Origin of the sequence: Bradyrhizobium sp. HKCCYLRH3099, assembly GCF_051167855.1 — a bacterium.
Taxonomy (GTDB): domain Bacteria; phylum Pseudomonadota; class Alphaproteobacteria; order Rhizobiales; family Xanthobacteraceae; genus Bradyrhizobium.
Window position 1 is genome coordinate 301418 of the sequence record NZ_JBNPTW010000006.1, and the last position, 25137, is coordinate 326554.

Annotated in this window: 28 protein-coding genes; 14 read left to right on the forward strand and 14 right to left on the reverse strand. The window is 65.1% G+C overall.

What is annotated here, in order from left to right; genetic code table 11:
• The first annotated feature begins 111 nt into the window (after window positions 1-111).
• Together ACQR1Y_RS15625 and ACQR1Y_RS15630 are read left to right on the forward strand one after the other, a co-directional pair.
• A complete protein-coding gene (locus tag ACQR1Y_RS15625) occupies window positions 112-2424 on the forward strand; it encodes an NADP-dependent malic enzyme (RefSeq protein WP_434875820.1) in 2313 nt (770 codons plus the stop codon).
• A 147-nt stretch (window positions 2425-2571) separates the two neighbouring features.
• Window positions 2572-3027: a DoxX family protein gene (locus tag ACQR1Y_RS15630; RefSeq protein ID WP_434861274.1), complete on the forward strand. Its 456-nt coding sequence runs from the start codon at window positions 2572-2574 to the stop codon at window positions 3025-3027.
• A 9-nt stretch (window positions 3028-3036) separates the two neighbouring features.
• Here the strand turns inward: ACQR1Y_RS15630 and ACQR1Y_RS15635 are convergent, their stop codons facing one another.
• The 4 genes from ACQR1Y_RS15635 to ACQR1Y_RS15650 all read right to left on the reverse strand — a co-directional run bounded on the left by ACQR1Y_RS15635 (window position 3037) and on the right by ACQR1Y_RS15650 (window position 7215).
• On the reverse strand, window positions 3037-3597 hold the full coding sequence (locus ACQR1Y_RS15635; protein WP_434875821.1) for a dihydrofolate reductase family protein: 561 nt from the start codon (window positions 3595-3597) through the stop codon (window positions 3037-3039).
• Window positions 3598-3616: 19 nt separating this feature from the next.
• Complete coding sequence (locus tag ACQR1Y_RS15640) at window positions 3617-4573, reverse strand: polysaccharide deacetylase family protein (RefSeq protein ID WP_434875822.1); 957 nt, start codon at window positions 4571-4573, stop codon at window positions 3617-3619.
• Window positions 4574-4744: 171 nt separating this feature from the next.
• Entirely contained in the window at window positions 4745-5320 is a 576-nt protein-coding gene (locus ACQR1Y_RS15645; protein ID WP_434875823.1) for a glutathione peroxidase, read from the reverse strand.
• A 155-nt stretch (window positions 5321-5475) separates the two neighbouring features.
• Entirely contained in the window at window positions 5476-7215 is a 1740-nt protein-coding gene (locus ACQR1Y_RS15650; RefSeq protein WP_434875824.1) for a L,D-transpeptidase family protein, read from the reverse strand.
• Between the two features lie 229 nt (window positions 7216-7444).
• On the opposite strand from ACQR1Y_RS15650, the gene ACQR1Y_RS15655 reads away from it, so the two are divergent.
• The 3 genes from ACQR1Y_RS15655 (at window position 7445) to ACQR1Y_RS15665 (ending at window position 8951) form a co-directional block, all read left to right on the forward strand.
• Window positions 7445-7996: a CreA family protein gene (locus tag ACQR1Y_RS15655; RefSeq protein WP_434861279.1), complete on the forward strand. Its 552-nt coding sequence runs from the start codon at window positions 7445-7447 to the stop codon at window positions 7994-7996.
• Window positions 7997-8328: 332 nt separating this feature from the next.
• Window positions 8329-8604, forward strand: a complete 276-nt coding sequence (locus ACQR1Y_RS15660; RefSeq protein WP_434861280.1) for a hypothetical protein — start codon at window positions 8329-8331, stop codon at window positions 8602-8604.
• The gene (locus ACQR1Y_RS15665; RefSeq protein WP_434861281.1) at window positions 8589-8951 is read left to right on the forward strand and encodes a hypothetical protein; all 363 of its coding nucleotides are present in this window, start codon (window positions 8589-8591) and stop codon (window positions 8949-8951) included. Before ACQR1Y_RS15660 ends, ACQR1Y_RS15665 begins: the two co-directional genes overlap by 16 nt.
• Window positions 8952-8998: 47 nt before the next feature.
• Here the strand turns inward: ACQR1Y_RS15665 and ACQR1Y_RS15670 are convergent, their stop codons facing one another.
• Window positions 8999-9772, reverse strand: coding sequence for a hypothetical protein (locus ACQR1Y_RS15670; protein ID WP_434875825.1), 774 nt, complete (start codon window positions 9770-9772; stop codon window positions 8999-9001).
• A gap of 39 nt (window positions 9773-9811) precedes the next feature.
• Entirely contained in the window at window positions 9812-11536 is a 1725-nt protein-coding gene (locus ACQR1Y_RS15675) for a type I secretion system permease/ATPase (RefSeq protein WP_434861283.1), read from the reverse strand.
• Window positions 11537-11711: 175 nt separating this feature from the next.
• Here ACQR1Y_RS15675 and ACQR1Y_RS15680 point away from each other — a divergent pair, with 175 nt between their 5' ends.
• On the forward strand, window positions 11712-13397 hold the full coding sequence (locus ACQR1Y_RS15680) for an adenylate/guanylate cyclase domain-containing protein (RefSeq protein WP_434875826.1): 1686 nt from the start codon (window positions 11712-11714) through the stop codon (window positions 13395-13397).
• Window positions 13398-13408: 11 nt separating this feature from the next.
• Here ACQR1Y_RS15680 and ACQR1Y_RS15685 read toward each other — a convergent pair whose 3' ends face one another.
• The 3 genes from ACQR1Y_RS15685 to ACQR1Y_RS15695 form a co-directional block, all read right to left on the reverse strand.
• On the reverse strand, window positions 13409-14755 hold the full coding sequence (locus ACQR1Y_RS15685) for an HlyD family type I secretion periplasmic adaptor subunit (RefSeq protein WP_434875827.1): 1347 nt from the start codon (window positions 14753-14755) through the stop codon (window positions 13409-13411).
• A 119-nt stretch (window positions 14756-14874) separates the two neighbouring features.
• A complete protein-coding gene (locus ACQR1Y_RS15690; RefSeq protein ID WP_434875828.1) occupies window positions 14875-15141 on the reverse strand; it encodes a DUF6719 family protein in 267 nt (88 codons plus the stop codon).
• Window positions 15141-15293: a hypothetical protein gene (locus tag ACQR1Y_RS15695; protein ID WP_434861287.1), complete on the reverse strand. Its 153-nt coding sequence runs from the start codon at window positions 15291-15293 to the stop codon at window positions 15141-15143. The genes ACQR1Y_RS15690 and ACQR1Y_RS15695 overlap by 1 nt, the downstream gene beginning before the upstream one ends.
• 141 nt (window positions 15294-15434) lie before the next feature.
• Here ACQR1Y_RS15695 and ACQR1Y_RS15700 point away from each other — a divergent pair, with 141 nt between their 5' ends.
• From ACQR1Y_RS15700 to ACQR1Y_RS15710, 3 genes are all read left to right on the forward strand, one after another.
• On the forward strand, window positions 15435-16715 hold the full coding sequence (locus tag ACQR1Y_RS15700) for an ArgE/DapE family deacylase (RefSeq protein WP_434875829.1): 1281 nt from the start codon (window positions 15435-15437) through the stop codon (window positions 16713-16715).
• 122 nt (window positions 16716-16837) lie between these two features.
• Window positions 16838-17236: a PaaI family thioesterase gene (locus tag ACQR1Y_RS15705; protein WP_434861289.1), complete on the forward strand. Its 399-nt coding sequence runs from the start codon at window positions 16838-16840 to the stop codon at window positions 17234-17236.
• Window positions 17237-17364: 128 nt separating this feature from the next.
• Entirely contained in the window at window positions 17365-18018 is a 654-nt protein-coding gene (locus ACQR1Y_RS15710; protein WP_434861290.1) for a GNAT family N-acetyltransferase, read from the forward strand.
• Between the two features lie 120 nt (window positions 18019-18138).
• Here the strand turns inward: ACQR1Y_RS15710 and ACQR1Y_RS15715 are convergent, their stop codons facing one another.
• The 3 genes from ACQR1Y_RS15715 to ACQR1Y_RS15725 all read right to left on the reverse strand — a co-directional run bounded on the left by ACQR1Y_RS15715 (window position 18139) and on the right by ACQR1Y_RS15725 (window position 19992).
• Complete coding sequence (locus ACQR1Y_RS15715) at window positions 18139-18444, reverse strand: hypothetical protein (protein WP_434861291.1); 306 nt, start codon at window positions 18442-18444, stop codon at window positions 18139-18141.
• A 77-nt stretch (window positions 18445-18521) separates the two neighbouring features.
• The gene (locus ACQR1Y_RS15720; protein ID WP_434875830.1) at window positions 18522-19220 is read right to left on the reverse strand and encodes a DUF2161 domain-containing phosphodiesterase; all 699 of its coding nucleotides are present in this window, start codon (window positions 19218-19220) and stop codon (window positions 18522-18524) included.
• Window positions 19221-19311: 91 nt separating this feature from the next.
• The gene (locus ACQR1Y_RS15725) at window positions 19312-19992 is read right to left on the reverse strand and encodes an SDR family oxidoreductase (protein WP_434861293.1); all 681 of its coding nucleotides are present in this window, start codon (window positions 19990-19992) and stop codon (window positions 19312-19314) included.
• Window positions 19993-20124: 132 nt separating this feature from the next.
• Between ACQR1Y_RS15725 and ACQR1Y_RS15730 the strand changes: the two genes are divergently transcribed.
• The 3 genes from ACQR1Y_RS15730 (at window position 20125) to ACQR1Y_RS15740 (ending at window position 21946) form a co-directional block, all read left to right on the forward strand.
• Window positions 20125-20823, forward strand: a complete 699-nt coding sequence (locus ACQR1Y_RS15730; protein ID WP_434875831.1) for an SGNH/GDSL hydrolase family protein — start codon at window positions 20125-20127, stop codon at window positions 20821-20823.
• 91 nt (window positions 20824-20914) lie between these two features.
• The gene (locus tag ACQR1Y_RS15735; protein WP_012044361.1) at window positions 20915-21133 is read left to right on the forward strand and encodes a hypothetical protein; all 219 of its coding nucleotides are present in this window, start codon (window positions 20915-20917) and stop codon (window positions 21131-21133) included.
• 117 nt (window positions 21134-21250) lie between these two features.
• Entirely contained in the window at window positions 21251-21946 is a 696-nt protein-coding gene (locus tag ACQR1Y_RS15740) for a hypothetical protein (protein WP_434875832.1), read from the forward strand.
• 9 nt (window positions 21947-21955) lie between these two features.
• Here ACQR1Y_RS15740 and ACQR1Y_RS15745 read toward each other — a convergent pair whose 3' ends face one another.
• On the reverse strand, window positions 21956-22699 hold the full coding sequence (locus ACQR1Y_RS15745; protein ID WP_434875833.1) for a tyrosine-protein phosphatase: 744 nt from the start codon (window positions 22697-22699) through the stop codon (window positions 21956-21958).
• A 107-nt stretch (window positions 22700-22806) separates the two neighbouring features.
• On the opposite strand from ACQR1Y_RS15745, the gene ACQR1Y_RS15750 reads away from it, so the two are divergent.
• Window positions 22807-23097 carry an MliC family protein gene (locus ACQR1Y_RS15750; RefSeq protein WP_434861297.1) on the forward strand — a complete coding sequence of 97 codons (291 nt, stop codon included), beginning with the start codon at window positions 22807-22809 and terminating at the stop codon, window positions 23095-23097.
• Between the two features lie 93 nt (window positions 23098-23190).
• On the opposite strand, the gene ACQR1Y_RS15755 is transcribed toward ACQR1Y_RS15750, so the two are convergent.
• Window positions 23191-23385 carry a DUF2735 domain-containing protein gene (locus ACQR1Y_RS15755; protein ID WP_434861298.1) on the reverse strand — a complete coding sequence of 65 codons (195 nt, stop codon included), beginning with the start codon at window positions 23383-23385 and terminating at the stop codon, window positions 23191-23193.
• Window positions 23386-23929: 544 nt separating this feature from the next.
• On the opposite strand from ACQR1Y_RS15755, the gene ACQR1Y_RS15760 reads away from it, so the two are divergent.
• Window positions 23930-24964, forward strand: coding sequence for a glutamine synthetase beta-grasp domain-containing protein (locus ACQR1Y_RS15760; RefSeq protein WP_434875834.1), 1035 nt, complete (start codon window positions 23930-23932; stop codon window positions 24962-24964).
• The last annotated feature ends 173 nt before the right edge of the window (window positions 24965-25137 follow it).

A 25137-nucleotide genomic window follows, 5' to 3' on the forward strand; every position in this document is an offset into this window, starting at 1 on the left:
TGCATGAAAGCCGTCCAACGTGCATCACATGCGCTTCCACCGGCCGGAAAAACCGACGTCTGAACGAAACGCAAGAGACCAAGAATCCGGGTCGGAAACGCTGGAGCACGTATGTCGTCGTCCTATTCTGAAGATCTTCGTTCCGCAGCCCTGGCCTATCACCGCCTGCCGCGGCCCGGCAAGCTGGAGATCCAGGCCTCCAAGCCGCTCGCCAACCAGCGCGACCTCGCGCTTGCCTATTCCCCGGGCGTGGCCGCTGCGTGCACCGAGATCGCCAACAACCCGGCCGAGGCCGCCTCGCTGACCGCGCGCGCCAACCTCGTGGCCGTGGTTTCCAATGGTACGGCGGTGCTTGGGCTCGGCAATATCGGCCCGCTGGCGTCCAAGCCGGTGATGGAAGGCAAGGCGGTTCTGTTCAAGAAATTCGCCGGCATCGACGTGTTCGACATCGAAATCGCCGCCGACACGATCGACCGGGTGGTTGAGACCGTGGCGGCGCTGGAGCCGACCTTCGGCGGCATCAATCTGGAAGACATCAAGGGACCGGAGTGCTTCGAGATCGAGGCGCGGCTCAAGGAGCGGATGAAGATCCCGGTCTTCCACGACGATCAGCACGGCACCGCCATCATCGTCGGCGCCGCGATCAAGAATGCGCTGTCGCTGGCCGGCAAGCAGCTCTCAGAGGTCAAGATCGTGACCTCGGGTGCCGGTGCCGCGGCGATCGCCTGCCTCAATCTGCTGGTGTCGATGGGCGCGCAGCGCAAGAACATCTGGGTCTGCGACATCGACGGCGTCGTGCATGAGGGCCGCAATACGCTGATGGACCCGTGGAAAGCGGTCTATGCGCAGAAGACCGACAAGCGGACGCTCGCCGATGTGATCGGCGGCGCCGACATCTTCCTCGGCCTCTCCGCAGGCGGCGTGCTGAAGCCGGAGCTGTTGAAGCAGATGGCCGAGAAGCCGCTGATCATGGCGCTCGCCAATCCCAACCCGGAGATCATGCCGGAGGAGGCGCGCGCGGCGCGGCCAGACGCGATGATCTGCACCGGGCGTTCGGACTTCCCGAACCAAGTCAACAACGTTCTCTGCTTCCCGTTCATCTTCCGCGGCGCACTCGATGTCGGCGCGACCGCGATCAACGAGGCGATGAAGCAGGCGGCGGTCGATGCGATCGCGCAGCTGGCGCAGGACCCGCCGTCGGACGCGGTCAGCCGCGGCTTCGACTCCGGCGAGACGCAGGGCTTTGGCCCGGGCTCGCTGATCCCATCGCCGTTCGATCCGCGCCTGATCCTGCGTATCGCGCCGGCGGTGGCGAAGGCCGCGATGGAGTCCGGCGTCGCGACCCGGCCGATCACGAACTTCGACGAATACACCGCGCTGCTCGAGCGCTTCGCGTTCCGCTCCGGCCTCGTCATGAAGCCGGTGTTCGCGAAAGCCAAGGCGCAGCCGGTGCGCGTGATCTATGCCGAGGGCGAGGACGAGCGCGTGCTGCGCGCCACCCAGGTGGTGCTGGAGGAGAAGCTGGCGCGGCCGATCCTGGTCGGTCGTCCGAGCGTCGTCGAGGCGCGTATCAAGCGCTTCGGCCTGTCGATCAAGGCCGGGCGCGACTTCGACCTCGTCAATCCAGAAGACGATCCGCGCTACCGCTCCTACGTGCAGAGTTACATCGAGATCGCCGGCCGCCGGGGCGTGACCCCGGATGCGGCGCGCACGGTGGTGCGCACCAACGCGACCGTCATCGCGGCGCTCGCTGTGGTTCGCGGTGAGGCTGACGCGATGATCTGCGGCGTGGAAGGCCGCTACATGAGCCATCTGCGTCATGTCCGCGAGATCATCGGCTTCATGCCGGGGGTCAGCGACTACGCAGCGCTCGCGCTCACCATCACCAGCAAGGGTGCGTACTTCATCGGCGACACCCAGGTGCGGCCCGACCCGACCGCCGAGGAGCTCGCCGAGATGGCCTCCCTCGCGGCCAATCACGTCACGCGCTTCAACATCAAGCCGAAGATCGCCTTCGTCTCGCACTCCGATTTCGGCGGCTACGACACCGACTCGTCGCGCAAGATGCGGCAGGCCACGGCGCTGTTGAAGCAGCATCGTCCGGACCTCGAGGCCGACGGCGAGATGCAGGGCGACACCGCGCTGTCGGCGACCGCGCGCAAGGCGATCCTGCCGCATTCGGATCTCGAAGGCTCGGCCAACGTGTTGATCATGCCGAACCTCGATGCTGCCAACGTCGCCTATCAGATGATCAAGGTGCTGGCGGATGCGGTTCCCGTCGGTCCGATTCTGATCGGTCCGGCGCGGCCGGCGCATATTTTGACGCCGTCGGTGACGGCGCGCGGCATTCTCAACATGACGGCGGTGGCCGCCGTCGAGGCCCAGGAGCGGGCGGGGAGGGCGCAGCCGACGCTGTTCGCGTGATCATTCTGGCGTGATCGAAGTGTGGCGGAATTCGTCCGGTTTCGGTCGCATTCCGCCCGCCTTTGTTGGTGAAAAGCGTTCGCGATGTCACACATCCGGCCGGAGAGGCCGGCGGTATCTGTTTGAACTTCATCCGTGAGGGCGAGAATGCCGGGTTTCATTACGTTCGGGCGCGTTCTGTTTGCCGTGATCTTCATCTACACGGGCGCGACCAAGCTGTTCGGCATTCAGGCGACCGCCGATCTCATTGCCGCCAAGGTGACGATTCCGCCGCTGCTCGCGCCGTACGCGGCGCAGCTCGAAGCAGCCGCGAAGATGCCGATGCCGCAGATCCTTGCGATCGCGGCCGGCGCCTTCGAGGTGCTCGCCGGCGTGATGATCGCGCTGAACTTCCTCGGGCGCTTCTTCGCCGCGCTGATGATCATCTTCGTCGGCGCGACGATCTTCTACTTCCACGATTTCTGGAACCAGACCCCGCCCGACAACGCCAAGACCCTGATCGACGCGCTGAAGAATCTCTCGATCATCGGCGCGCTGTTCATGATCTTCGGCTACGGGCGCGGCCCGAAGGAGCCGGAGCAGAGTGCCTATGGGGACATCTGACGGCGCGGCTCAGGCCGCGCGCTGAAAGGCGGTGACGCTGACGTCGTGGGCGGGATCGAGCATCAGCTGATTGGCCGGCGTCAGGCCGTGGGCCGTCAGCACCTGCTGCGGCGACCGGTCGGGTCCGACTGCGGTGAAGCAGGGCGCGCCGCCGGGAATGGTGACGTGGGGCGCGAACGACAGGAAGAAGGTGTCGTAGCGGTCCATGAACATGTCGAACACGATCGGGCCGCCGATGATGGCGACGGTGCCGGTCGTCACACCCGCGGCCTCGCAGGCCTGATCGAACGAGGCGCCGGCGGGGTTCCAGAGGGTCGAATGCGGCTTGTCGGGATCCGGCGCCAGCGCCGCCACCTTGCGGGTCACGACCAGCCGGCGCCGCTTGGGCGAGTTCGGCTGGTCCTCATAGGAGTTGCGGCCGTGGACGATCAAATCGGCGCCGTCCAGCGCGCTGGAGAAGAACTCGGCATCGCCCGGGAATTTGAGAACCCCGGGCATCACATTAGCAGCATCGGCCAACATGCCGTCGGCCGATACGATCACATAACCTTCGATACGAAGCTTGGTCACTGACGAAAGGAATCCTGTCTCATTCGGACACTGTCGTCACAACGCTCGACACCGGCCGTTGGCTCACCGTTGGCAGCTTCGCGACCTTGTAGAGCTGCTCGTCATATTGCGGCAGCGACTGCACCGGCGCCTTGGCGCGCATCGCGACCACCTTGTAGCCGCCGGCCTTCAGGCGGCGCAGCATCTCGGGCAGGGCTTCCGCGGTGTGCTTGTGGAAGTCGTGCATCAGGATGATGCCCTTGCCGAGCTTGTCGAGCTTCTTGAAGGTGACGTCGATCACCGCCTGCGCATTGCGCGCCTTGAAGTCGAACGAGTCGAGGTCACAGGAGAAGATGCCGATGTTGCGGGTGCCGAGATAGGTCACCATCTCCGGCGGGTGCTGCAGCGCCGGGAAGCGGAAGAACGGTGCGGGCGAGTTGCCACCGAGCGCCCATTTCACCGCGCTGATGCCGAGCTCGATTTCTTCCTTGCGCTGGTCGTCGGTCAGCTTCTTGTTGGTCAGCGCGGCGTGCGACCAGGTGTGCGTGCCGACCGTGTGGCCGGCGTTGTAGACCTGCTTCAGGATCTCCGGGTAGTAGGTCGCGTGCTTGCCGATGATGAAGAAGATGCCGGTGGTGCACTGGTCGGCCAGCGCCTTCAGCACGCCGGGGGTGTTCTCCGGCCACGGGCCGTCGTCGAACGTCAGGACGACCTCGTGGTCCTTGAGGAAGTCGAGGTCCTTGAAGTGCTCGAAGCCGAAGCCCGGGCCTCCGGTGGTGTCGATCTCGACGGTGCGGCCGACGCCGAGCGCCTCGGGGTTCATGCAGGGCGCGCGCGGCGGCTGGGCCTGGACTGGCGCCGGAGCAGCGGCCGGCACGGGAGCGGCCGCCGGGGTCGGCGCCGCCGCCGTGCGCTGCGCCTGCGACCAGGCGGCTCCAGACATCAGCAGCGAAGCCGCCAAAGAGCTTGCGAACACCAGTCCAGTCGCAATCCGCATCGTGTTTCCTCGAGGTTGTTGCAACGGGAGCGCCACGCCGGGAGTCGCTCCACCATCCAGGGCGGAATACTAGCCCAGCGGCCGGACCGGCGCCAAAAGGAAACGAGGCAAAAACACGGGGAAGTTGCCAGCTTCCGCCGCATTCTTGCAGAGTGTTGCCAAAAGTGCTGCTCAGCCGTCGGCGAGCATCCGGGCGATCGCGGTCTTGACCCGCGTGTCGGTCGGCTCGACCGAGGAGGCGAACACGTCGGCGATGTAGCCGTCGCGGCCAATCAGGTATTTGTGGAAGTTCCAGCGCGGGGTGTCCTTGGGCCGCGCTTCCGCCGCCCAGCGATAGAACGGGTGGGCGTTGGATCCGGTGACCACCGCCTTGGCGGTCATCGGAAAGGTAACTCCGTAGTCCTTATTGGCCAGCGCGGCGATCTCGCTGCCGACCCCGGGCTCCTGGTTGAAGTCGTTGGAGGGCACGGCGATGATCGACAGGCCGCGCTCGTGGAACTCGCCCCAGAGCTTCTGGAGACCGACGTATTGGGGGGTGTAACCGCACTGCGAGGCCGTGTTCACGACCAGAACCGGCTTGCCGGAAAACTCCGACAGCCTGATCGGCTCGCCCGACGGCACCGGGAAGGAGAAGCGGTACGCGGTCGTCTTGCTCACCGCATTGTCGGCATGGGCCGCACGCGACGCGAGCATCGCGCCGGACAAGGACGCACCGAGGCCGAGAACAACCATCCTGCGATCGATCATGTGTATCTCCCTGTGCAGAGCCAGCCCCGTCAGCATAACTGCGCCCGCGCCCGACCGGCCGCTTCTTCAACGGCCGCGACGCTGCGTTGGATCAGGCTGCGTCCCAGCAAGGGGATACCCTCGCCGTGGGGCGGAAACAGGGAGGTCGTCGGTCGTCAGCGCAGCGAAAGGATGAACTCGGTGCCCTCGCCGGTTTCGCCCTGGTTGATGCCCTGATCCGAGACGATCAGCGAACTTCCGGCCGACAGCGCCTCGCCGAGCCAGGCCATGACGTCAGCCGGAATCGTGATCCGGTCGAGCGCCTCGGCGGCGCTGCTCAACTGGATTGCGGGCTTGGCATCGACATGCGCTTCAATCGGCTTCTTGCCGCGACGGACAGCTTTGTCCGAGCCCTCATTCGCCGCGACGCTACGCGCGGAGGCCGGCAGCGAGACGACCGACCAGCGCATCGTCGCCGGATCGGCCTTGTCGGCGATGGCGGTGAACACATGCGTGCCGAGCGGCTTGTCGCTCGGAGCGATCGTGATCGGGGTGTTGAACACCGGCGCGAAGTTCTGCCGCACGTACAGCTTGGAATCCTTGCGGCTGATGAAGATCGCAACCTGACTGTTGCGCTTCAACTCCGGCTTCGGTGCGATCGGCTTGTCCGGCGCCGCCACGCGCGACTGATCCTTGGAGAGATCCTTGAGCTCCGAAGGCTGCGCCGGAGCATCGGCGGTAGATGTCGCCGGCGTGGCAGGTTGCTCCGCGGCCTTGACGTCGACGGGCTTGGTATCGACGGGCTTGGCATCGGCAGGCTTCACTTCGGCTGATCCGGTCGCCTCGATCTTGCTCGTGGCGTCGGCCGGCTTTTCGGGTGCCGCCGCCAGCGCGGGGCTCGACGGTTCAGCCGCTGCGTCGGCGGAGGCGGGATTCGCCTCGTTCTGGGCTGTGTCGGCAACCGGTTCTGACTTGGTCGCCATCTCCGGGACCGTGATCGGGTCCACGGCCTTGGCTTCGGTTTCGGCGACGGCTGGCTTGATCTCCGCTGAAGCAGCCGGGGTGTCGGTGGCTGTTGCCGGAATGCTCGTGGCGTTGCTGGCGTCGGCCGTGCGCGTGGGGCGGGCGGCCACAGTTGCCTCCGCGCCGAGCCGCAGGCCATCCGCGTGGCCGATCGTCGCGCGCAGATCCGTCGTGGCCACGGTGATCGTCGGCGCTGCGGCGGCACCCTTGTCCGACTTCATCGATGCAGGCGAATTGCCGTCGGGCTGAACCGAGGCACTCGGCTGCGGCGCCTTGAATGCGGTCAACAAAGGATGCGAGAAGCTGGCCGGAGCGACCTCGCCGGGCGTGACGAGCACGCGCGATCCCATGCGCGTCCAGCCGTAGATCCGGGTCGCGAAGCTTGCGGGCATGCGGATGCAGCCATGCGACGCCGGATAGCCCGGCAGCACGCCGGCGTGAAGCGCGACACCCGACCAGGTGATGCGCTGCATGAACGGCATTGGCGCGCCACTATAGATGTTGGAGCGATGGAATTTCTGCTTCTGGATGACGCTGAACACGCCCATCGGCGTGGAGTGGCCCTTCATGCCGGTCGACACCGGCGCCTCCGCGAACAGCCCGTTCGCGTCGTAGACCTTGAGCTGCTGCTTGTGGATCGACACCGCCACCATGACAGGCCCTTGCGGCTTGGCGGCTTCCTTCTCGACCACCGGCGCCTTGGGCGCGCGGCGCACTTTCGGCTTGCGCGGCAACAGCGGAGCGTCGGCCGGAGTGATCGCGACCGGCTGCGAGTCGTTCCAATAGTAGTAAGGCGCTGCGCCTGCCTGTGATGTCGCTGCTAGGACAAGCGGGACTGAAACGATTGCTGCACAATAAAACCGCCCCCTGGCGGCTGCACGAACGCAGAGCATTCCGGCAAATCCTCAAGAACCATCTGGCATTTAGTGTCGCAGACCGAATCCGCGTTCACCAGCTTGGGGCTTCTGCCCTGCGATATTTTCGTTCCGATCGTAGCAGAAAAGCCTCACATCACGTTAAACGAGCAATCGAAGCCGGCTGACCGATTGTGCCTTTCTTGCAGGCATTTGTGTTCCTACATGGGCGGTATGCCGAGTCATCGGCGGTATAACGGAGACCGACATGTCGTTCAGAGCCACCAAACGGTTTGACCTGTGGCTGAAAACCCTAGCTTTCCTGCTGCTTATCGGAGTGTCCTCGCCTGTGGTGTCAGCCTATGCCGCTGACGAGCCCGATCTGATCTTTCGTCGGTCGACAGTGTTCAAACTGCTCAGCCCGAATGACAAGCTCGCGACCTATGGCGTTGACGATCCAGAGGTCGAGGGCGTCGCGTGTCATTTCACGGTGCCGCAGAAGGGTGGATATGCCGGCTGGCTCGGGCTTTCCGAGGAGGTCTCGGACATCTCGCTGGCGTGCCGGCAGATCGGGCCGATCCGGTTCAAGCGCAAGCTCGAGCAGGCGGACGACATGTTTCGCCAGCGGCGATCGCTGTTCTTCAAGAAGATGCAGATCGTGCGCGGCTGCGACGCCAAGCGCAACGTGCTCGTCTACATGGTCTATTCAGACAAGCTGATCGAGGGCTCGCCGAAGAACTCGACCTCATCGGTGCCGGTCATGCCGTGGGGCAGGTCTGACGACGGCGAGGTTCAGAAGTGCGGAGACTTCATTCAATAGGATAGTCGCCGGCGGTCGATCGGCTGTCCGCGGTCCTGTCAGGCGCGCAGCGCTGGCCTCGATCGTGGCAGCCGATCAGCCGGACGAGGCGTTGCTGGGTGGACTCAGAGAAGTTCTCGGGCCGCTGCTGGGCCATCGGTATCGCGACAGCTTTTCGTGGTGGCGGCGACGTCAGGGCGGGGGCGCGTCCGAGGGGCATGGCAATCCAGGTTCGACAAGCATCGCTCAACGCGCAGCCCCGGCCGGGGTTGCTCTCGATCGCGCCAAATGACGGCCGACCGCAGGGTTGCAACACAGAATGCTTAAGAAGTCCTGCTGTCGCCGGATGGGCCATGCTTGGGTCTGAGCTCGGCCGAGGGGCCTTCACCCACGTTGCTCCGATTGATCGGGCGGCCGATTTCGTTCTCCGGCTGCATTTTGTGTCGTCAGCGCGAGCGGAAGAAGCAATCGGGATCCGCGACGAAACCATTTTGGGCTTGCGGCGCAAACCGGATGAAACATCGACCGCGTATCACGAAGCAGCTGGGATCGGCGCAACGGCTCAGATCCGGCATCGACTCCAGCGAATCATTGACGAGATCAGCGAACCCACATGCATCGTCGACTGACTCTTGCCGCGCTAGCCGTCCTGTCCTTCTTCTCATCCTCTGTTCATGCACAGCCTGCCGCGAAGCTGCCCGAACCGCGCAGCGCGTTTGTCAGCCAATGCGCGCCGCACATGCTCGGACGGTGGCTTCATCCTGACGCCGTGTGCAGCTGTCTTCATGACCAGGCCGTGGCCGTGATTGAGGATCAAGACCTGCGCGAGGCGCTGCTGCGCGGCATCAGCGAGACCGGCGTTCCCACGATCGAGGCAGAGTGGCTGCCAGCCACCAAGCGTGCCGAGATCGGGCCGACCTTCACACGGATCGCAAAGCCCGCCCTGACGTGCATGTTCGATCCGCCCAAGTCGTGAGCGGATCGAACGCTCAGCCAAATCAAGATTGATCCTGGTCGTCCTGATCAATCCAATCCGTATTGCGACATCAGAGCCTGCACGTCCGGACGACGCATGATGCGCGAGATCTGAGTGTCGATCGACGCGCCGTTGCCGCGTGCGGACGACTTGGGCGTCGACTTGTGGGCTGCGCGTGTCGGAGCGGCCTTGGCAGAGGTGACCTGACGCTGCGTCTCAGAAGTCTTGCTGACGGTGGCGGCGGGCTGTGATTGCGGCCGCGTTGCTTCCTGCGCCTGCGGCGCAACTGGCGTGACAGCGGGAGCCGGTGCCGCAGCCGTCGCAGCGGGAGCGGGCGAGGGCACGGGCGCGGGTGTGACGGCCGGCGCTGCGGCGCGCGTATCCACGTTGACGGGGATGGCTGCCGCCGGCTCGGGCGCCTTCACCGTTTTGACGGCCTCCGGAGCCGGCACCATGGCAGCTGGCATATCACCGCGGCTCTGTTTCGCGGGCAGTTCGGGGGCGGCCAGCGGTGCCGGCAGCGCTGAGAGCGTGATCGTCGGCGGCGCGACCTGTGCCGGCGGTTCGATCACCGGAAGCGGCGCGGCGATCTCGGCGGCCTTGGCAGGCGGCGCGAGGGCGGCGGTCGTGATCTTGTCGCTGCTCTCCGCGGCCTGCACGGGCGTCCTGACATCGGCGGGCGGATTCAGCGTCTGAGTCTGCGCATGCGCCAGCATCTGCCGCGCCGTCATCGGTGTCTCGGCCGACGCCGAGACCGGGATGAGCACGGCGGCTGCGAAGGCCAATTGCAGGGCGGTCTGGCGAGAGGTGAACTTGATCATGGCAGGCTCCTTGTCGTCTTTGCGAAATCGTTGTGTTGCTCAGGCCGCTGCGCTGGTGTTCGCCTTGTCGTGGGCGACGACCACGCGCTGGCCGCGCATCTTGGCGATCACCTCGTCGCGCGGGCCGAATGCCAGCGACTTTCCGAAGGCCATCACCATGACGCGATCAACATGCGCCAAAAGCTGCGGACGGTGCGTGACGACGATCACGGTGCGGCCGGCGGCCTTCATCTGCGCCATGGCATGAGCCAGCGCCCGCTCACCATCCTCGTCGAGGTTGGAATTCGGCTCGTCGAGGATCAGCAGCCGCGGATTGCCGTAGAGCGCGCGGGCCAGGCCGACCCGCTGGCGCATGCCGCCCGACAGCGCCACGCCGCCTTCGCCGATCGGGGTGTCGTAGCCATTCGGCAGGCGCAGGATCACTTCATGCGCACCGGCGGCCTTGGCGGCGGCGATCACGGCCGCTTCGTCGACCTTGGCGAGGCGGGCGATGTTGTCGGCGACCGTGCCCGAGAACAGCTCGATGTCCTGCGGCAGATAGCCGATGTGCTTGCCGAGCCGGTTCTGGTCCCACTGGCTGTAGGCGGCACCGTCGATGCGGATCACGCCTTCGCGCAGCGGCCAGACACCGGCCATCGCACGCGCCATGCTGGACTTGCCGCTGGCCGAGGCACCGACGATCGCGAGGCTTTCGCCGGCCTTGAGCGAGAAGCTGACGCCCTTGACCGAGGGACGGCCGGCCGCCGGCGGCCACACCACCGCATTCTCGACGTCGATGTCGCCGCGGGGCGTCGGCAGCGCGGTCGGCGCTGCGGTGACGGGGAGCGCCTGGAACAGCTCCTCGAGGCGGCGATAGGCGGAGCGGAAGGCAACGATGCGCTTCCACTGGCCGACGACCTGCTCGACCGGCGCCAGCGCGCGGCCCATGATGATCGAGGTCGCCATCATGGCGCCGGGCGAGATCTGCTGCTCGATCGCCAGCCACGCGCCGATGCAGAGCAGGGAGGTCTGCACCGCCATGCGGGCAAACTTGGTGACCGAATGCATCGCCGCGCCGCGCTCGACCAGGGTCGAGTGCGCGTCGACCATTGCCGACTGCCGGCAGCTCCAGCGATCCAGCACGATGTCGCCCATGCCGAGGCCGCGCACGACCTCGCCGTTGCGCAGCGCCGATGCGACGAAGCGTGAGGCCTCATTGGCCAGCGCATTGGTGCGCTCGACGCTGGAGCGGGTGTAGAACTCGGTGAACAGCGCCAGCGAGAACAGCACGATCGCGCCGAACAGCGAGAGGATGCCGAGATAGGCGTGCTGCAGGAAGCACAGCGCGACGAACACCGGCGTCCAGGGCAGGTCGCAGGCGATCGCCGCCGTGCCGCTGGAGATGCAGTCGCGAATGGTCTCGGCGTCGCGGATGATCTGCTGGCCGTAACGATGCCGTGGCGACAGCTCGGCCTTCATCATCGTCTCGAACAGTGGATGCCGCAGCGTGCCTTCGAACTGCACGCCGGCCCGCGCCAGCACGCCGGAGCGGGCGAATTCGAGCACGCCGTAGAGGATCAGGAACACGCCGACGATCAGGGTCAGCATGACGAGCGTGCTGACATTGCGGCTGGTCAGTACGCGGTCGTAGACCTGCATCGAGTACAGCGGCGAGGCCAGCATGCTCGCATTGATGAACAGGCTGAGCACGAAGGTCGCGGTGAGCGCGGGAAAGCAGGCGCGCAGTGCGGTTCCGAGCGGGCTGCGGGCGGTGGTCGTGGTCATGGCTGATCCCCTTGGCATTGGCGCTCCGAGCTTCACCCAGCCAAGCGCCTTCGACCGTGACCGGCGTCACATAGGGTGACGCCGATTCACGGGCGCTTGAGTTGGCGAGATGCAGCCGCTACCGGATGGTCAGCCGTGCTCAGAGCTCGAAGTTGGCCTCATTCGCAGTGACCTCATGCCTGCCGTAACGTTTCAGACCCTCCGGCTCGTCTCAGGCCTCGTCCTGTTTGCATTCGCGGCCACTCATTTTCTCAACCATGCCGTCGGCCTGTTCAGCCTCGAGGCGATGGACGAGGCCCAGGAATGGCGGCTTCTCGTCACCCGGTCCTGGCCAGGGATGATCGTGCTGGCGGGGGCGCTGCTGACGCATGCGGCGCTCGCGTTCGCCAAGACGATCCAGCGCGGCACCTGGCGGCTGCCGCCGTGGGAGCTGATCCAGCTCGCCACGGGATTTGCGATTCCCGTGCTGCTGCTGCCGCATCTCGTCGAGACCCACGTCGCCCATGCGCTGTTCGGCGTCCAGGACGGCTACCTCTATGCGCTGGCGCTGCTGTGGCCGAAGGCGGCGTGGATCCAGACCGCGCTTTTGCTGCTGGTCTGGGCCCACGGCTGTATCGGCCTGCACCATTGGCTGAAATTTCGCAGCTGGTACCGGCTGGCGCAGCCGCTGCTGATCATTCTCGCCGTAGCGCTGCCGATGGCCGCGCTGATGGGCTTCGTGGTGGCCGGGCGGTCGGTCGCTGCGCTGTTGAGCGATCCCGGAATGGCTGAGCGGATGCGCGAGGTGACGCATTGGCCGGGTGAGCTCGATGCGAAATGGCTCGGCCTGTTCAAGATATCGGCGTGGATTGCTGCGGCGGCATTGCTCGTGGCGGGGGCGACGATCGTCGTGTTCCGCCACATTGCGCTGCTCGCCGCGCCGAAGGTCGCGATCACGTTCCCGGGCGGAGCGACGCTGCAAGCGGCGATCGGCCCGACGCTGCTCGACAGCATCAGGAGCCACGATGTCGCCGATCCCTCGGCCTGCGGTGGGCGGGCGCGCTGTGGTCTGTGCCGTGTTCGCGTCGAGAAAGGCGCCGAGACCCTGGCCGCGCCGGGCGCTGCGGAGCGTGCCGTGCTCACCGATCTGGCGGCGCCGGACAATGTCCGGCTGGCCTGCCAGATCCGTCCCAAGGCGCCTCTCACCGTCACGCCGCTGATCGGGGACGCTGAGACGCTGGTGCCGATCGCGGCGCAGGACGGCGGGCAGGGCGAGCGCCGCGCGGTCTGCCTGGTTCATGTGCGCGTCCGCGATTTTGCGGCCATCGCGGGCGAACGCCTGGCGCCGGACCTGGCGTTCATGATGAACGTGATCTTCGGCGCCATCGGCCAGGCCGTCGACGCCCATGGCGGACGCGTCGACCGCTTCCTCGGCGATGGCGTGCTCGCCGTGTTCGGCGAGCATCAGGGGCCGGATCAGGGGTGTCGCGATGCGCTGCAGGCGATCCGTGCGATGGATTTCGCGATGGATCGCGTGAACGAGAAGATCGCGGCGGAGATCGGCCGTCCGGTTGCGCTCGCGATCGGGGCGCATACGAGCGAGATCGTCGTCGGACGGCTCGATCTCGGACGGATGGCACAGATCGCCGTGCTCGGGCTTGGCACCGAGCTGCCGGAGCGGATGGCGCAACTGGCCGACACGTGCGGATGGCAGCTTGCGCTCTCCAGGGAGGTCGTCACCCGTGCGGGACTCGGTGATCTCGCTGCTGCGATCCAAGACACGCTCGCGGGCGAGCAGGGCGCGCCGCTCGAACTGGTCGGCGTGAACCGCGCCCGCGACCTCGATGTCGTGACGGGCGCGGCACCCTCCATCTTTGGTTAGAGCAGTCCGGCTCATTTTTCGCGGAACGTCTTGGCGAGCGTGTTGAGCAGCGGACCGACCAGATATTCGAGCACGGTGCGTTCACCGGTCGAGATGATCACGTCGGCCTGCATGCCCGGCATGATCTTCTCGGCGATCTCAGGCGGAATGGTCGAGTAGTCGATCACGACGCGCGCCGAGTAGTAGCTCTGCTTGCTCGCCTCGTCGGTCATCGCGTCCGCCGAGACGCTCGCGACCTTGCCGAAGATCGTCGGCGTGCTGCGCGAGGAGAAGTTCGGGAAGCGCACCTCGGCCTTCTGACCGATGGCGACGCTCTCGATGTCGCGCGGCGACACATGGGCCATCACGTCGACACCTTCGCCGACAGGTACGATCTCAGCGAGCGTATCGCCGGGCTTCACCACGGCGCCGACGGTGTGGACCTTCATGTTCATGACGATGCCGTCGCGCTCGGCGCGAATGTCGACGCGGCGGAGCACGTCCTCGGCAATGACGATCTTCTCGCGCAGATCCGACAATTTGGCGCGGGTGCCGTCGAGCTGCTGCCCGACCTCGGTCAGGTACTTCTGCAGCGTCTGATCGATCTGGAAGCGCGTCTGGTCGATGGTCTGGGTGAGCCGCGCCACGTCGGCCTGGGCCTGGCCGAGATCGCCCTCGACACGGGCGCGATCGCGCTCCAGCTCCAGGAACTTGTTGCGTGGATAGAAGCCTTGCGCGACCGCCGGCCGGACATTGTTCATCTGGGTGTCGAAGCTTGCGAGCTGCGACGTGAGCGAGGCGCGCTGGCGGTCGCGACCGGCGAGCTCCTGCTGCTGCTGGGCGATCTGCGAGTTCAGGATGTTGATCTGGCTGATCAGCCCGTTGCGGCGCTCGATGAACAGGCGCTGCTGGTCGGCAATGGCAAGCGCGGCTTCCGGCACGTTCTGACGGTTGAGCAGGCTGTCGGGAAAGGTGATCATCCGCGCATTGCCGCGCTCGGCGAGCAGCCGCGCCTCCTCGGCGAGCGCAGCGTCCATCTGCTTGCGCAGGATATCGGTGTTGGCCTGGGCTTCGGTCGGCTGCAGCCGGAACAGCAGGTCGCCGCGGTGGACCGCGTGCGTCTCCTTGGCCAGGATCTCGCGGACGATGCCGCCCTCGCGATGCTGGACGACCTTGTGGTCGCCGGAGACGGACACCGTGCCCTGCGCGATGGCGGCGCGGTCGAGCGGCGCGAGCCCGGCCCACACGCCGAAGCCGCCGAACACGAGGGCAATCGAGGCATAGCCGAGCAGGGCGTAGCGTCTGAAGTCGGCTTTGTTCGGCTCCGGCCGGGCCGCCGGTTCGAAGAAGCCGTTTTCCTGCACCAGTGACATCGACATGCTGCGTCCCCGCGGGTTGTCCATAGGGGGCAGCATCGGTGATCGGGGCGTGTCGCACTGTGCGACACGTCACACTGCGCGCTTCGCCGGCGGTCGAGCCGGTCGAGAACGAAAGGCGGCTACTTCTTCTTCGGCCCGAAGCGGGGGACGCATTTTACGCTGCGGACGATCCCGGTCTCGGCCATCCGGGAGCCCGAGACCTCCTTGACCTGACCGGCAGGGCATGTGCCGTCGTCGACCATCACGCGCTGGCCAAGACGAAGGTCGGTGATGTCCTGCTCGCGCCCGACATACTGGGCGTGACCTGGTGCCGCGAACAATACCAGACCGGCAACGGCGCCCAGACACGAACCAGCAGCCAACCGCAACGACAGACTCGGACGCATCACTTCCCCTCGATCTTCACACCGTTCGGGCCGACATTGATCTGGAATCCGTCGGGCTGCCGCTTCGACTGATAGAAGTTGTAGCCGAGCACAACGACAGCGGCGGTGAGAATGCCGAGCAGGAAATAGAGAATGTTGCGATGGTCCGACATGCCGAGTTCCAGAATCCGCGCTCGCGCGCATGCGCCAATGTACGGGGAGACCTGCGATTCTGAAAGCAGCGGCAAATTGGGTGCACGGACGCGCGGGATTGTGATTTGCTGCGGCCTTCAGCAATGGGATTTCGGACCAGCATGATTACTTCGGACACCACGCAGCGCATTCTCGACGCAGTCGACGCCGGCTTCGACCGCCAGCTTGCGACCACCAGCGACTTTGTCGCGATCCCCTCGACCCGCGGCGCCGAAGGACCATGCCAGGACATGTTCGGCGATCTCCTGCGCGAACGCGGCTACGAGGTGGACGACTGGCACATCGATCTCGACGAGCTCAAGGACATGCGCGGCTATGGTCCGATCGAGCATGATTTTTCGAAGGCTCGCAGCGTGGTCGGAACCTATCGGCCGGCGACCACGGCCGGACGCTCGCTGATCCTGCAGGGGCATTGCGATGTGGTGCCCGTCGGTCCGCTCGAGATGTGGGAGACGCCGCCGTTTTCACCGGTGATCCGCAACGGCCGGATGTATGGCCGCGGCGCCTGCGACATGAAGTCGGGCACGATCGGCGCGCTCTACGCGCTCGATGCGATCAAGGCCGCGGGCCTCAAGCCGACGGCGCGGATCCATCTCCAGTCGGTCATCGAGGAGGAGAGCACCGGCATCGGCGCGCTCTCGACCCTGCAGCGCGGCTATCGCGCCGATGCCTGCTTCATTCCGGAGCCGACCAGTGAGAAGATGGTGCGATCCCAGGTCGGCGTGATCTGGTTCCGCATCAAGGTGCGCGGCATTCCGGCCCATGTGTTCGAGGCGGGTATCGGCGCCAACGCGATCAAGGCGAGCTATCACCTCATCCATGCGCTGGAGAAGCTCGAAGCCGACTGGAACGAGCGCGCCAAGCGCGACCGGCACTTCAAGACCCTCAACCATCCGATCAACTTCAACCCGGGCATCATCAAGGGCGGCGACTGGGCCTCGAGCGTGCCGGCTTGGTGCGACGTCGATTGCCGCATCGCCATCCTGCCCGGCTGGTCGGTCAAGGAATGTCAGAACGAGATCCTCGCCTGCATCGCCGCCGCGTCGCGCGATCATCGTTTCCTCTCCAACAACCCGCCCGTCGTGGAATGGTCCGGCTTCCTCTCGGAAGGCTACGAGCTGACCAACTCGGCCGAGCCCGAAGCCGCGTTCGGCCGCGCCTTCAATGCGGTCTTCGGCGGCGAGGTGCAGGACCTCGTGTTCACCGCGCTCACCGACACGCGCTTCTACGGCCTCAACTACGACATTCCGAGCCTCTGCTTCGGCGCCACCGGCGCGGCGATGCACGGCTTCAACGAGTATGTCGAGATCGACTCGCTGCGCCGCGCGACCAAGACGATGGCCGTGTTCATTGCCGAGTGGTGCGGAATCGAGAAGGCCTGAGCCGGGAGAGCCACCCAGGAAGCAATGACCTCTGAGGTCATTGCTTCCTGTTGGACGCTCGGCTCATCAGATGCGCTGAAGGCACGCGAAGAGGTGCCGTGCGATCAAGAGGAGGGAGAAGCATGACGCCGCTCGACAAGATCAAGTCGATGAAGATGCCGTTCGCGGAACTGAAGGGCGTCGTCTTCACCGAGGCCAGCGCCGAGCGGGTCGTTGCGGTCATGCAGGTGCGTCCCGACCTCTGCACGCTGCATCACACGATCCATGGTGGCGCCGTCATGGCGCTCGCCGATTCCGTTGGCGCGGCAGCGACGGTGATCAACCTGCCCGAGGACGCCAAGGGCACCACCACCATCGAGAGCAAGACGAACTTCATCGGCGGCGCCAGGGAAGGGACCGTCGTGACCGCGACCGCGACGCCGGTGCATCGGGGCCGCCGGACCCAGGTCTGGCAGACCCGAATCGAGACCGATGACGGTAAGCTGGTGGCGATCGTGACACAGACCCAGCTCGTGCTGTGATGATTCGTACACAAACGAGTTGTTAACTCACGCGATCCGCGCATGGCCGCATGATCTCACCGTAGAGAGCAGGGCTTGCAATAGATGCTGCGATGCACAATATAGCCCCTGTCTAGGGAAAGACGTCTGTGCGGGAGGGCTTCGAAGAGGAGTCTTTGGCAGTGTCACAGGTAGATACTTTTCGTCCCCGGCCGGGCTTCGGCTATGTGCGGACGCTCAGCCAGCACGAGGAACTGCCGCTGCTGCGCGATCATCTGTTGCGGCTCGATTCAGAAAGCCGGCATGATCGTTTCAACGGCTTCCTCGATGACAGTTTCATCGAACGCTACGCGGCCCGTTGTGCGGCTGACGGCACCATCGTCGTCGCCTACATGGAAAACGGCATGGTGCGCGGCGCGGCCGAATTGCATCCGCCGGAGCAGTCCGAGGACGGGCTTCCGGAGATCGCGTTCAGCGTGGAGTCGTGCGTGCGCCGGCGCGGTGTCGGCAGCCTGCTGTTTCAGCGCGTGATTTCGGAAGCGCGCTGGAAGGGATATCGCAAGCTGCGCGTAACGACGGGATCGCAGAACCACGCCATGCGTGCGCTGGCGCTGAAGTTCGGCGCGCATCTCGCATTCCGCCATGGCGAGTCGACCGGTACGATCGATCTCACCGAGCAACCGCAGGACGAACTGACGAAGCTCGTCATCGACACGCCGATCGCCGCGGCCCGCGCGTTCTTCAACCTGAACCGCGCCTGCTGGAAGCTGATGACGCGCATGTACGACAAGCGCGCCGCTTGATCTGAACGGTTCGGCGACATAAAAAGCGCGGCAGCTTCATGGCTGTCGCGCTTTTGTCGTTTGATAAAGCAGGGCGGATGAAACGAATGCGCGCGCCGGTGAGCTGTGCGCGCAAGCGCCTCAGGTGCCGGTGCGCTTGTCGAAGTTGAAGCGGCGCACCGTGCGGCGCTCCACCACCACGGCGCGCTGCTGCGTGCCCTGATCGGCGGTGATGACGCGGGTGTTGGTGCGCGCGGCGACGCGGCTCGCCTTCTTGACCTCGGGCAGCACCTGCTCGAGCGGCATCCCCATCAGCGCCGAGGCGATCTCGGCCTGGGCCTGGACGTCGTCGGTGATGCCTGACGCCGCGAAGATCGCCTCCTCCAAAGTCGGGGGATCACGCCTGACGCGACGCGTACCGTACTTGGTGTTCCAATCTTCGCTCATGGTGGCCTCGTGAATCGTCCGGGATACCTAGAAGCAGCATTGTTGCATTGCAATATAAAATCGGCTGGGCAGCCCAGCTATGCATTCACCATGTCGCGATCCGGCAACGCTGCCTTGGTCATGTGGATATCCTGAGGCCACCGGCGCAAGGCCGCGTGCCCGGCTTTCGTTAGACCGTAGACGCCGCGCTCGGCGCGATCGAACCAGCCATAGACGTTGCGCTGAAGGATCTTCGATGCGTCCGGAATGTCGGCGCGCAAATCCTTGATGCGCTTCGGTCCATCGGAGAGCGCCGAAGCGCAGGCCAGCGCCTGCTGGCGGTATGCGGTCATGATCGGCGCGCGCGTCGAGCCGCCGGCGACGGGGTCGCCCTTGCGGCGCTGATGCTCGATCACCAGACGCGAGCGCTTCTTCGGGTTCTTGCGCGGCGCTGTCGTGGGCGGCGGGACCAGAACCTCGACTTGGCCCGCTGAGGTGACGGCCAGCATGCCGAAGCCGAGGCGGCGGCACAGGTTGCGATAACGCGCGTCGCTTTCCCGGCCCTTGCCGCGCGCGGACAGATTGGCCGCGACCCAGACCTCGTCGCAGGCGCCGGCACGATCGACCGCCTGAAGCAGCAGTTCGAGGTTGAAGGCCTGCTTCAGCTCGCAGATCACGACCACCGGCGGATCATCGCCCTTCAGCCCGACGACGTCGCAGCCGCCGACCTCGCCCTTGACCAGGAAGCCAAGGTTTTCGAGGAAGCGTTTGACGGGGAGGTAGAGCGCGGTTTCCAAGGGCGGTCCATGAGTGCGACTCAGCGCGCGCGAGTCTAGCCCGGCGAGACTCGTCGTGTCAGCGTCCAGTATTCGATGTGACGCGCCGGCTCTATACCCGGCCAACCACCGGTATCAGCGCGCCGGTCACGCCGCTTGCGGCGTCACTGGCCAGGAACAAAATGACCTCCGCGAGTTCCTGCGGTGTCACCCATTTGTCGAAATCGGCCTTCGGCATGCTGGCGCGGTTGGCCGGCGTATCGATCGTCGAGGGCAGCACCGCGTTGACGGTGATCTTGCCCTTCCATTCGGCAGCCAGCGCCTCGGTCAGCCGATGCACGCCCGACTTGGAGGCAGCATAAGGACCCATGCCGGCGCCGGCCTGCAGCGCGCCCATCGCGCCGATGTTGACGATGCGTCCCGTATTGGAGCGCACCAGATGCGGAATGGCGGCGCGGGAGGCGTGCAGCGCGGTCATCAGGTTGCGTGCATGCATCTTGTCCCAGACGCTGTCGTCGCCCTCGGCGGTGGTCTCGAATGCAAAGGCGCCGGCGATGTTGATCAGGGCGTCCAGCGTGCCGAAATGGGCGGCCACGGAGTCGATGGCGACCTTGGCTTGGTCCGGATCGGATAGATCGACGCCTCCCAGTTCGATGCGGTCGTCGCTTGCCGGAATTTCAGCCTGCGCGTGATCGATCCCGGCCACATGCGCGCCGCGCGCCAGCGCGAGGTCGGCAACGCTGCGCCCGAGCGCTCCTTGCGCACCGGTAATGACAATCACTGCTCCGTTCATTCCGTCCCTGGTCCCCGTTCACACGCCCCGCAGCGCCACCGTCTAATACTATTGGCAAGCCGACGAGTTGCAATGGCTGCGCGGACGCGGCATGGAATTGCAATCAGAGAGCGTGGTTTGCCAGGGGTGACCATGACCGCGGCACAAGACATCGATTTTCCCGACGTTTTTATTACTTTCCCTCATTCGATCAGACATTTCCGGCAAAGTCTGGAGATCAGGCGCAAGACCCGGATCGTGGCGCTGGGTTCGTCGTCCACGGCTGGCACAAATGACATCGTCGCATTTCCGGCCCGTCTCGAGCAGTCGCTGCGCAAGGCAAACTTCGGCTGCATGATCGACGTGGTCAATCGCGGCATCGGCGGACAGGAGTCTCCCGAGGAACTGTCGCGCTTCGAAAATGACGTGATCGCCGAGAATCCTTCCCTCGTCATCTGGCAGGTCGGCACCAATGCGGCCTATCGGCCTGAGGTCTACAGTCCCGATGCCGTCGAGGCGGCGTTGCGGCGTGGCCTGCAATGGTTGGCCGGGCTATCCGTCGAGGTCATCGTCATGGACCTGCAATACACGGCAGCGATCGTGACCTATCAGAACCGCCTCGACCGGGCCGAGGAGATCCAGCGGCGGATAGAAAAGGTTACGTCGGCTGCCAAGGTCAATCTCTTCCGGCGCTGGGACCTGATGAAGGGCTGGCACAAGACCGGCAAGATTCCACTGTCGGCGCTCGACGACGGGCACGACGATCGCCTTCATCTGAGCGAAGCGGCCACGGCGAAGATCAGCTTGATTCTGGCCCGTGCCATCATGGCGACGCCAGCGCCGCTGGCCTGATCGCTAAAATTTTCCGGACTTTCGTAAGTGGATCGCCAGCGTGGACGGCTAGCCTGACGCTGTGCCGCTTGAGGGGCGTTGGAGCTTTGTCATGATGAGACATCTGCCGGACCATGGTTTGCCGCTGGTGCAGTTGAAGGAGCAGCGTCGCGATCTCGTGGTGGCCTTGCAGAACCGTGCGGGTCCGGTCACCGGCTGGGAGCTGATGCAGATTGCGGCCGTGCAACAGGCGATTTCCGCCTTCGAGGAAGTGATTGCCGATCTCGATGCCATGGAAGCTGCCGAAACGGCCGACATCGAGGCGGCTTGATCGACGCGCGCGAGCGCGTCTGACCACCGCTCGCTCGTCCTTCAGCGAATACAGCAGTTGCAAGACCGCAAAAGTCCGGCGTGCGCCCCATGGGCCCTGCAGCTAACATGCTGAGCCATGCGCCGCCTCGCCACTCTCATCGCCGCTGCCCTCCAGACACTCTTGTCATGTCTCGCCGCTGGGGCAGCCTGCGTTCCTGATCAGTCGCGCAGCTTCATCTGCGGCGAGGGCAGGGATGTCATTCGGGTCTTCCCTGATACCATCGCTCCGTCGCGCAAGTTCGGTTTCGGCTGGCGAACGTCAGCCGGACTGCCGTCGGGCCAGGCCGAGCCGCCCGGCGACGTGGAGAATGTGCTGATCAAACTGCCGGAGGGCGACGTTCTCGGCCGGCTCGGGGGCGCCTATTGGGCGACCGGCGAAATGCGGGCGAACCGCTACGACCTGGTTGCGGCCTGGTCGCCGGACAGCCGAGCGGTGGTCGAAGTCGCGAACAGCCGCTGGCAAACCGACTCGTTCCGGTTCTACGCGATCAGCGATTCGTCGGTCGTCGCGCTCGACCTTCACGATCTGACAGAAGGCGCTGTCCGCGCCAGGAGCCCGCAAACATCCGACAAGAGCCGTGTGTTTCGGATTCGGGAGGATCTGCCGGTGAAGCTCGGCGCCGACGGGCATCTCAGCTTCGCGGCGATGTTGTTCATCCCAAAGAGCGCGAAGCCGTCGCTAGGCTTCCGGGTGGAGATGACGATCAGGACCGTCAAGTCCGCCGCTGCGGCGCGCATCGTGACAGTTGAGCGCGCCAAGCTGCCTGATTGAAAGGGCGCCTCATGCCGTAAGGTAGCGCTCCCGCAACGCCGCGCGCGCCGGATCGTCGAGACCGAGCCCATCACGCAGATAGGTGTCGATGTCACCGAAATCGTCGCGCATGGTGTCGAATGCCGCCTCCAGGAACGAGGCCTGCACCGTTCCGATCGCCTGGAAGACCGCGACGGGAAAGTCAGGGTGGGCCACGCCCTCGCGGCGATACAATTCGTTGGTCAGCAGGTAGTCCTGCAGAATGATCTCGTGGGGGACGTCGAGCGCCTGCAGGATGAGCGCACACGCGACGCCCGTGCGGTCCTTGCCAGCTGTACAATGGATCACCAGGGGAGCGTCGTCCTGGATGAGATGATCGAACAGCGCGCGGAAGCGGGGCGTGTAGCTGCGGATGTAGTTGCGATACGACTCCCGCATGAGGTCCAAGGCAGCCTCGGCCGTGAGCTGCCCGGCCGCTGCCCGCGCCCGCAAGGCGGGAACGACGCTCGGCTCGATCGGCACGGAGCGCACGCTGATCTCGTCAAGCGCGCAGACGCCGGCCAAACGCTCGTCGCGCCCACGGAAGTCGAAGGCCGTGCGGATGCCGAGCCCGCGCACGGCTGCGATGTCGGTCTCCGTCAATTGGCCGAGATGGTTCGACCGAAACAGCTGCCGCCAGCGCACATGCCCGCCAGCGCGGCTTGGATACCCGCCCAGATCTCTGAAGTTGCTGGCGCCGTGAAGGCCGAGATGGCGGGGCTGAGGATCGGACATTCCGGTAGTCTATGACACGCAGGCTTCCTGTGCGAAAGTTCGTGCGCGCTGTTTTCAGCGGGGAAGCGCATGCGTATCAGAGAGCAGGGGGCTCGATGAAGTGGATCATGACCACAGCCGTGTCGTTCGCAGCGATCGCGGGCGCTGCGGTCCCTGCGGTCGCGCAGTCTGTCACGAGCTATGGCTGCGCCGACGGCACGCGATTCATCGTCGGCTTCTATCCTTACGATGCCCGGGCCTTCATGCAGATCGACGGCGGCGAGGTGACGCTGGCGCGCAGAATGGCCGTGTCGGGCCAACGTTATGCGGGCGGCGGTGTCACGTTGATCCTGACCCGCGACGGCCGGACCATGATCCGGCATGCGCGGCGGCCCGCGGCCGTCTGCGAGCGGCTGTAGCACATCCGGACAGGATCAAAAAAGCAAAGGGCCGCAACCTCATCGGTGCGGCCCTTCAGCAGTGGCGCCATTGCGTCAACGTACAGCCTGACATTAGCGATCCCATGCCGGCTTGGCTTCCTGGATGGCCTCGTCGTGATACCAGCTGCCGCTGTAGATCGTCGGTTGGATTGACGGCGCAACCGTCCGCGCAGACGTTACCCCGGGTGAGCGGGGCGCAACACCGGCCCGCCCTCCTCGCGGAAATTGATAGATCCGTGCGGATCCCTCGTTCACATTGGTGTCCATTCTCCAAGTCTCCTTCCCATCGGGCCATGATGATGGTGCGCCCGACTCGTTCTCTTGTGGTTACCACTTGCGATATCGGCGGCTGCCCCGGGGAATGCAATATGATGAAAACGAAATCACATTTTGCGCATTTCTGAGGCATTCATGGATTTGCCTCCTGCAAAGCAACGGGCACCTGACTAACCCTTGAGCCGGACTGAAGGTTGCGAGGATTGGCGGTAATCTTTTCAAAAATGTCGAGGAACTGCTGACGCCTTGTTCGCGGCGTTTTTCGCGCCGCCGCAATGCCAAGGAATCAAGCGGGTTTTTGACAACACCGTTCCGTCGCCATGCGCTCCGTGCAATCCCGGGCGCGCCGCTTTGCCGCACCCTGTGAGTGTGCCGGTAGGGCCGTGGGGGGCCGGGATTGCGCGCCTTGCCTGCGGCGGGAGGTCGCGGCAGTTGGCACGTTCCGTGCTTAAGAGTGCGCTGGCCGATCGTGGCCGGGTAAGCGGGGAGCCTTCGATTGCTGGGCTCCCACCTTTCGATAAGACAGAGAGGCTCAATGACGAAATACAAGCTCGAGTACATCTGGCTCGACGGCTACAAGCCGGTGCCGAATTTGCGCGGCAAGACACAGATCAAGGAATTTTCCTCTTTCCCGACCCTGGAACAGCTGCCTCTTTGGGGCTTCGACGGCTCGTCGACGATGCAGGCCGAAGGCCATAGCTCCGACTGCGTGCTGAAGCCGGTCGCCGTGTATCCCGACGCCGCCCGCACCAATGGCGTGCTGGTGATGTGCGAAGTCATGATGCCGGACGGCAAGACCCCGCATCCGTCGAACGCCCGCGCCACCATCCTGGACGATCCGGATGCATGGTTCGGCTTCGAGCAGGAGTACTTCTTCTACAAGGACGGCCGTCCCCTCGGCTTCCCCGAGTACGGCTATCCGGCTCCGCAGGGTCCGTACTACACCGGCGTCGGCTTCAAGAATGTCGGCGACGTCGCCCGCAAGATCGTCGAAGAGCATCTCGACCTCTGCCTCGCGGCCGGCATCAACCACGAAGGCATCAATGCCGAGGTGGCGAAGGGCCAGTGGGAATTCCAGGTGTTCGGCAAGGGCTCGCGTACGGCCGCCGACCAGATGTGGATGGCCCGCTACCTGATGCTGCGCCTGACCGAGAAGTACGGCATCGACATCGAGTTCCACTGCAAGCCGCTCGGCGACACCGACTGGAACGGCTCGGGCATGCACTGCAACTTCTCGACCAAGCACATGCGCGAAGTCGGCGGCAAGGAGTACTTCGAGAAGCTGATGGACGCCTTCAAGGAGGCCCGCGCCGACCACATCGCCGTGTACGGTCCGGACAACCACATGCGTCTGACCGGCAAGCACGAGACCGCTTCGATCGACACCTTCAGCTGGGGTGTGGCCGACCGTGGCGCCTCGATCCGCGTGCCGCATTCGTTCGTGAACAACGCCTATAAGGGCTATCTGGAAGACCGCCGTCCGAACTCGCAGGGCGACCCCTACCAGATCGCGTCTCAGGTCCTGAAGACGATCGCGACGGTTCCGACCGGCGCGAAAGCCGCAGCCTAAGACGCCGAACATCATACCCCGGGGCCGGGGCTGACGTGATGATCCGCCGGAGCAGCCGCTCCGGCGGATCATTCGTTTTGGAGGTCGGTCGGCCGAGGCCAAGCCGGTATGGCCGCCCTTGATCAATCGCAAGTCCCGTGCGCTGGGACGGCGGTATGTCCATCTCGGATCGC

Excerpts from the sequence above, each read along its gene's own strand:
- ACQR1Y_RS15640 (WP_434875822.1), bottom strand. The coding sequence starts at position 4,573 with ATGCGGATTGCGACTGGACTGGTGTTCGCAAGCTCTTTGGCGGCTTCG.
- ACQR1Y_RS15655 (WP_434861279.1), top strand. The coding sequence starts at position 7,445 with ATGTCGTTCAGAGCCACCAAACGGTTTGACCTGTGGCTGAAAACCCTA.
- ACQR1Y_RS15745 (WP_434875833.1), bottom strand. The coding sequence starts at position 22,699 with ATGTCCGATCCTCAGCCCCGCCATCTCGGCCTTCACGGCGCCAGCAAC.
- ACQR1Y_RS15715 (WP_434861291.1), bottom strand. The coding sequence starts at position 18,444 with ATGAGCGAAGATTGGAACACCAAGTACGGTACGCGTCGCGTCAGGCGT.
- ACQR1Y_RS15695 (WP_434861287.1), bottom strand. The coding sequence starts at position 15,293 with ATGTCGGACCATCGCAACATTCTCTATTTCCTGCTCGGCATTCTCACC.
- ACQR1Y_RS15665 (WP_434861281.1), top strand. The coding sequence starts at position 8,589 with ATGCATCGTCGACTGACTCTTGCCGCGCTAGCCGTCCTGTCCTTCTTC.
- ACQR1Y_RS15680 (WP_434875826.1), top strand. The coding sequence starts at position 11,712 with ATGCCTGCCGTAACGTTTCAGACCCTCCGGCTCGTCTCAGGCCTCGTC.
- ACQR1Y_RS15690 (WP_434875828.1), bottom strand. The coding sequence starts at position 15,141 with ATGCGTCCGAGTCTGTCGTTGCGGTTGGCTGCTGGTTCGTGTCTGGGC.
- ACQR1Y_RS15650 (WP_434875824.1), bottom strand. The coding sequence starts at position 7,215 with ATGCTCTGCGTTCGTGCAGCCGCCAGGGGGCGGTTTTATTGTGCAGCA.
- ACQR1Y_RS15660 (WP_434861280.1), top strand. The coding sequence starts at position 8,329 with ATGCTTGGGTCTGAGCTCGGCCGAGGGGCCTTCACCCACGTTGCTCCG.
- ACQR1Y_RS15760 (WP_434875834.1), top strand. The coding sequence starts at position 23,930 with ATGACGAAATACAAGCTCGAGTACATCTGGCTCGACGGCTACAAGCCG.
- ACQR1Y_RS15675 (WP_434861283.1), bottom strand. The coding sequence starts at position 11,536 with ATGACCACGACCACCGCCCGCAGCCCGCTCGGAACCGCACTGCGCGCC.
- ACQR1Y_RS15730 (WP_434875831.1), top strand. The coding sequence starts at position 20,125 with ATGACCGCGGCACAAGACATCGATTTTCCCGACGTTTTTATTACTTTC.
- ACQR1Y_RS15725 (WP_434861293.1), bottom strand. The coding sequence starts at position 19,992 with ATGAACGGAGCAGTGATTGTCATTACCGGTGCGCAAGGAGCGCTCGGG.
- ACQR1Y_RS15700 (WP_434875829.1), top strand. The coding sequence starts at position 15,435 with ATGATTACTTCGGACACCACGCAGCGCATTCTCGACGCAGTCGACGCC.
- ACQR1Y_RS15740 (WP_434875832.1), top strand. The coding sequence starts at position 21,251 with ATGCGCCGCCTCGCCACTCTCATCGCCGCTGCCCTCCAGACACTCTTG.
- ACQR1Y_RS15735 (WP_012044361.1), top strand. The coding sequence starts at position 20,915 with ATGATGAGACATCTGCCGGACCATGGTTTGCCGCTGGTGCAGTTGAAG.
- ACQR1Y_RS15625 (WP_434875820.1), top strand. The coding sequence starts at position 112 with ATGTCGTCGTCCTATTCTGAAGATCTTCGTTCCGCAGCCCTGGCCTAT.
- ACQR1Y_RS15705 (WP_434861289.1), top strand. The coding sequence starts at position 16,838 with ATGACGCCGCTCGACAAGATCAAGTCGATGAAGATGCCGTTCGCGGAA.
- ACQR1Y_RS15685 (WP_434875827.1), bottom strand. The coding sequence starts at position 14,755 with ATGTCGATGTCACTGGTGCAGGAAAACGGCTTCTTCGAACCGGCGGCC.
- ACQR1Y_RS15645 (WP_434875823.1), bottom strand. The coding sequence starts at position 5,320 with ATGATCGATCGCAGGATGGTTGTTCTCGGCCTCGGTGCGTCCTTGTCC.
- ACQR1Y_RS15630 (WP_434861274.1), top strand. The coding sequence starts at position 2,572 with ATGCCGGGTTTCATTACGTTCGGGCGCGTTCTGTTTGCCGTGATCTTC.
- ACQR1Y_RS15755 (WP_434861298.1), bottom strand. The coding sequence starts at position 23,385 with ATGGACACCAATGTGAACGAGGGATCCGCACGGATCTATCAATTTCCG.
- ACQR1Y_RS15750 (WP_434861297.1), top strand. The coding sequence starts at position 22,807 with ATGACCACAGCCGTGTCGTTCGCAGCGATCGCGGGCGCTGCGGTCCCT.
- ACQR1Y_RS15670 (WP_434875825.1), bottom strand. The coding sequence starts at position 9,772 with ATGATCAAGTTCACCTCTCGCCAGACCGCCCTGCAATTGGCCTTCGCA.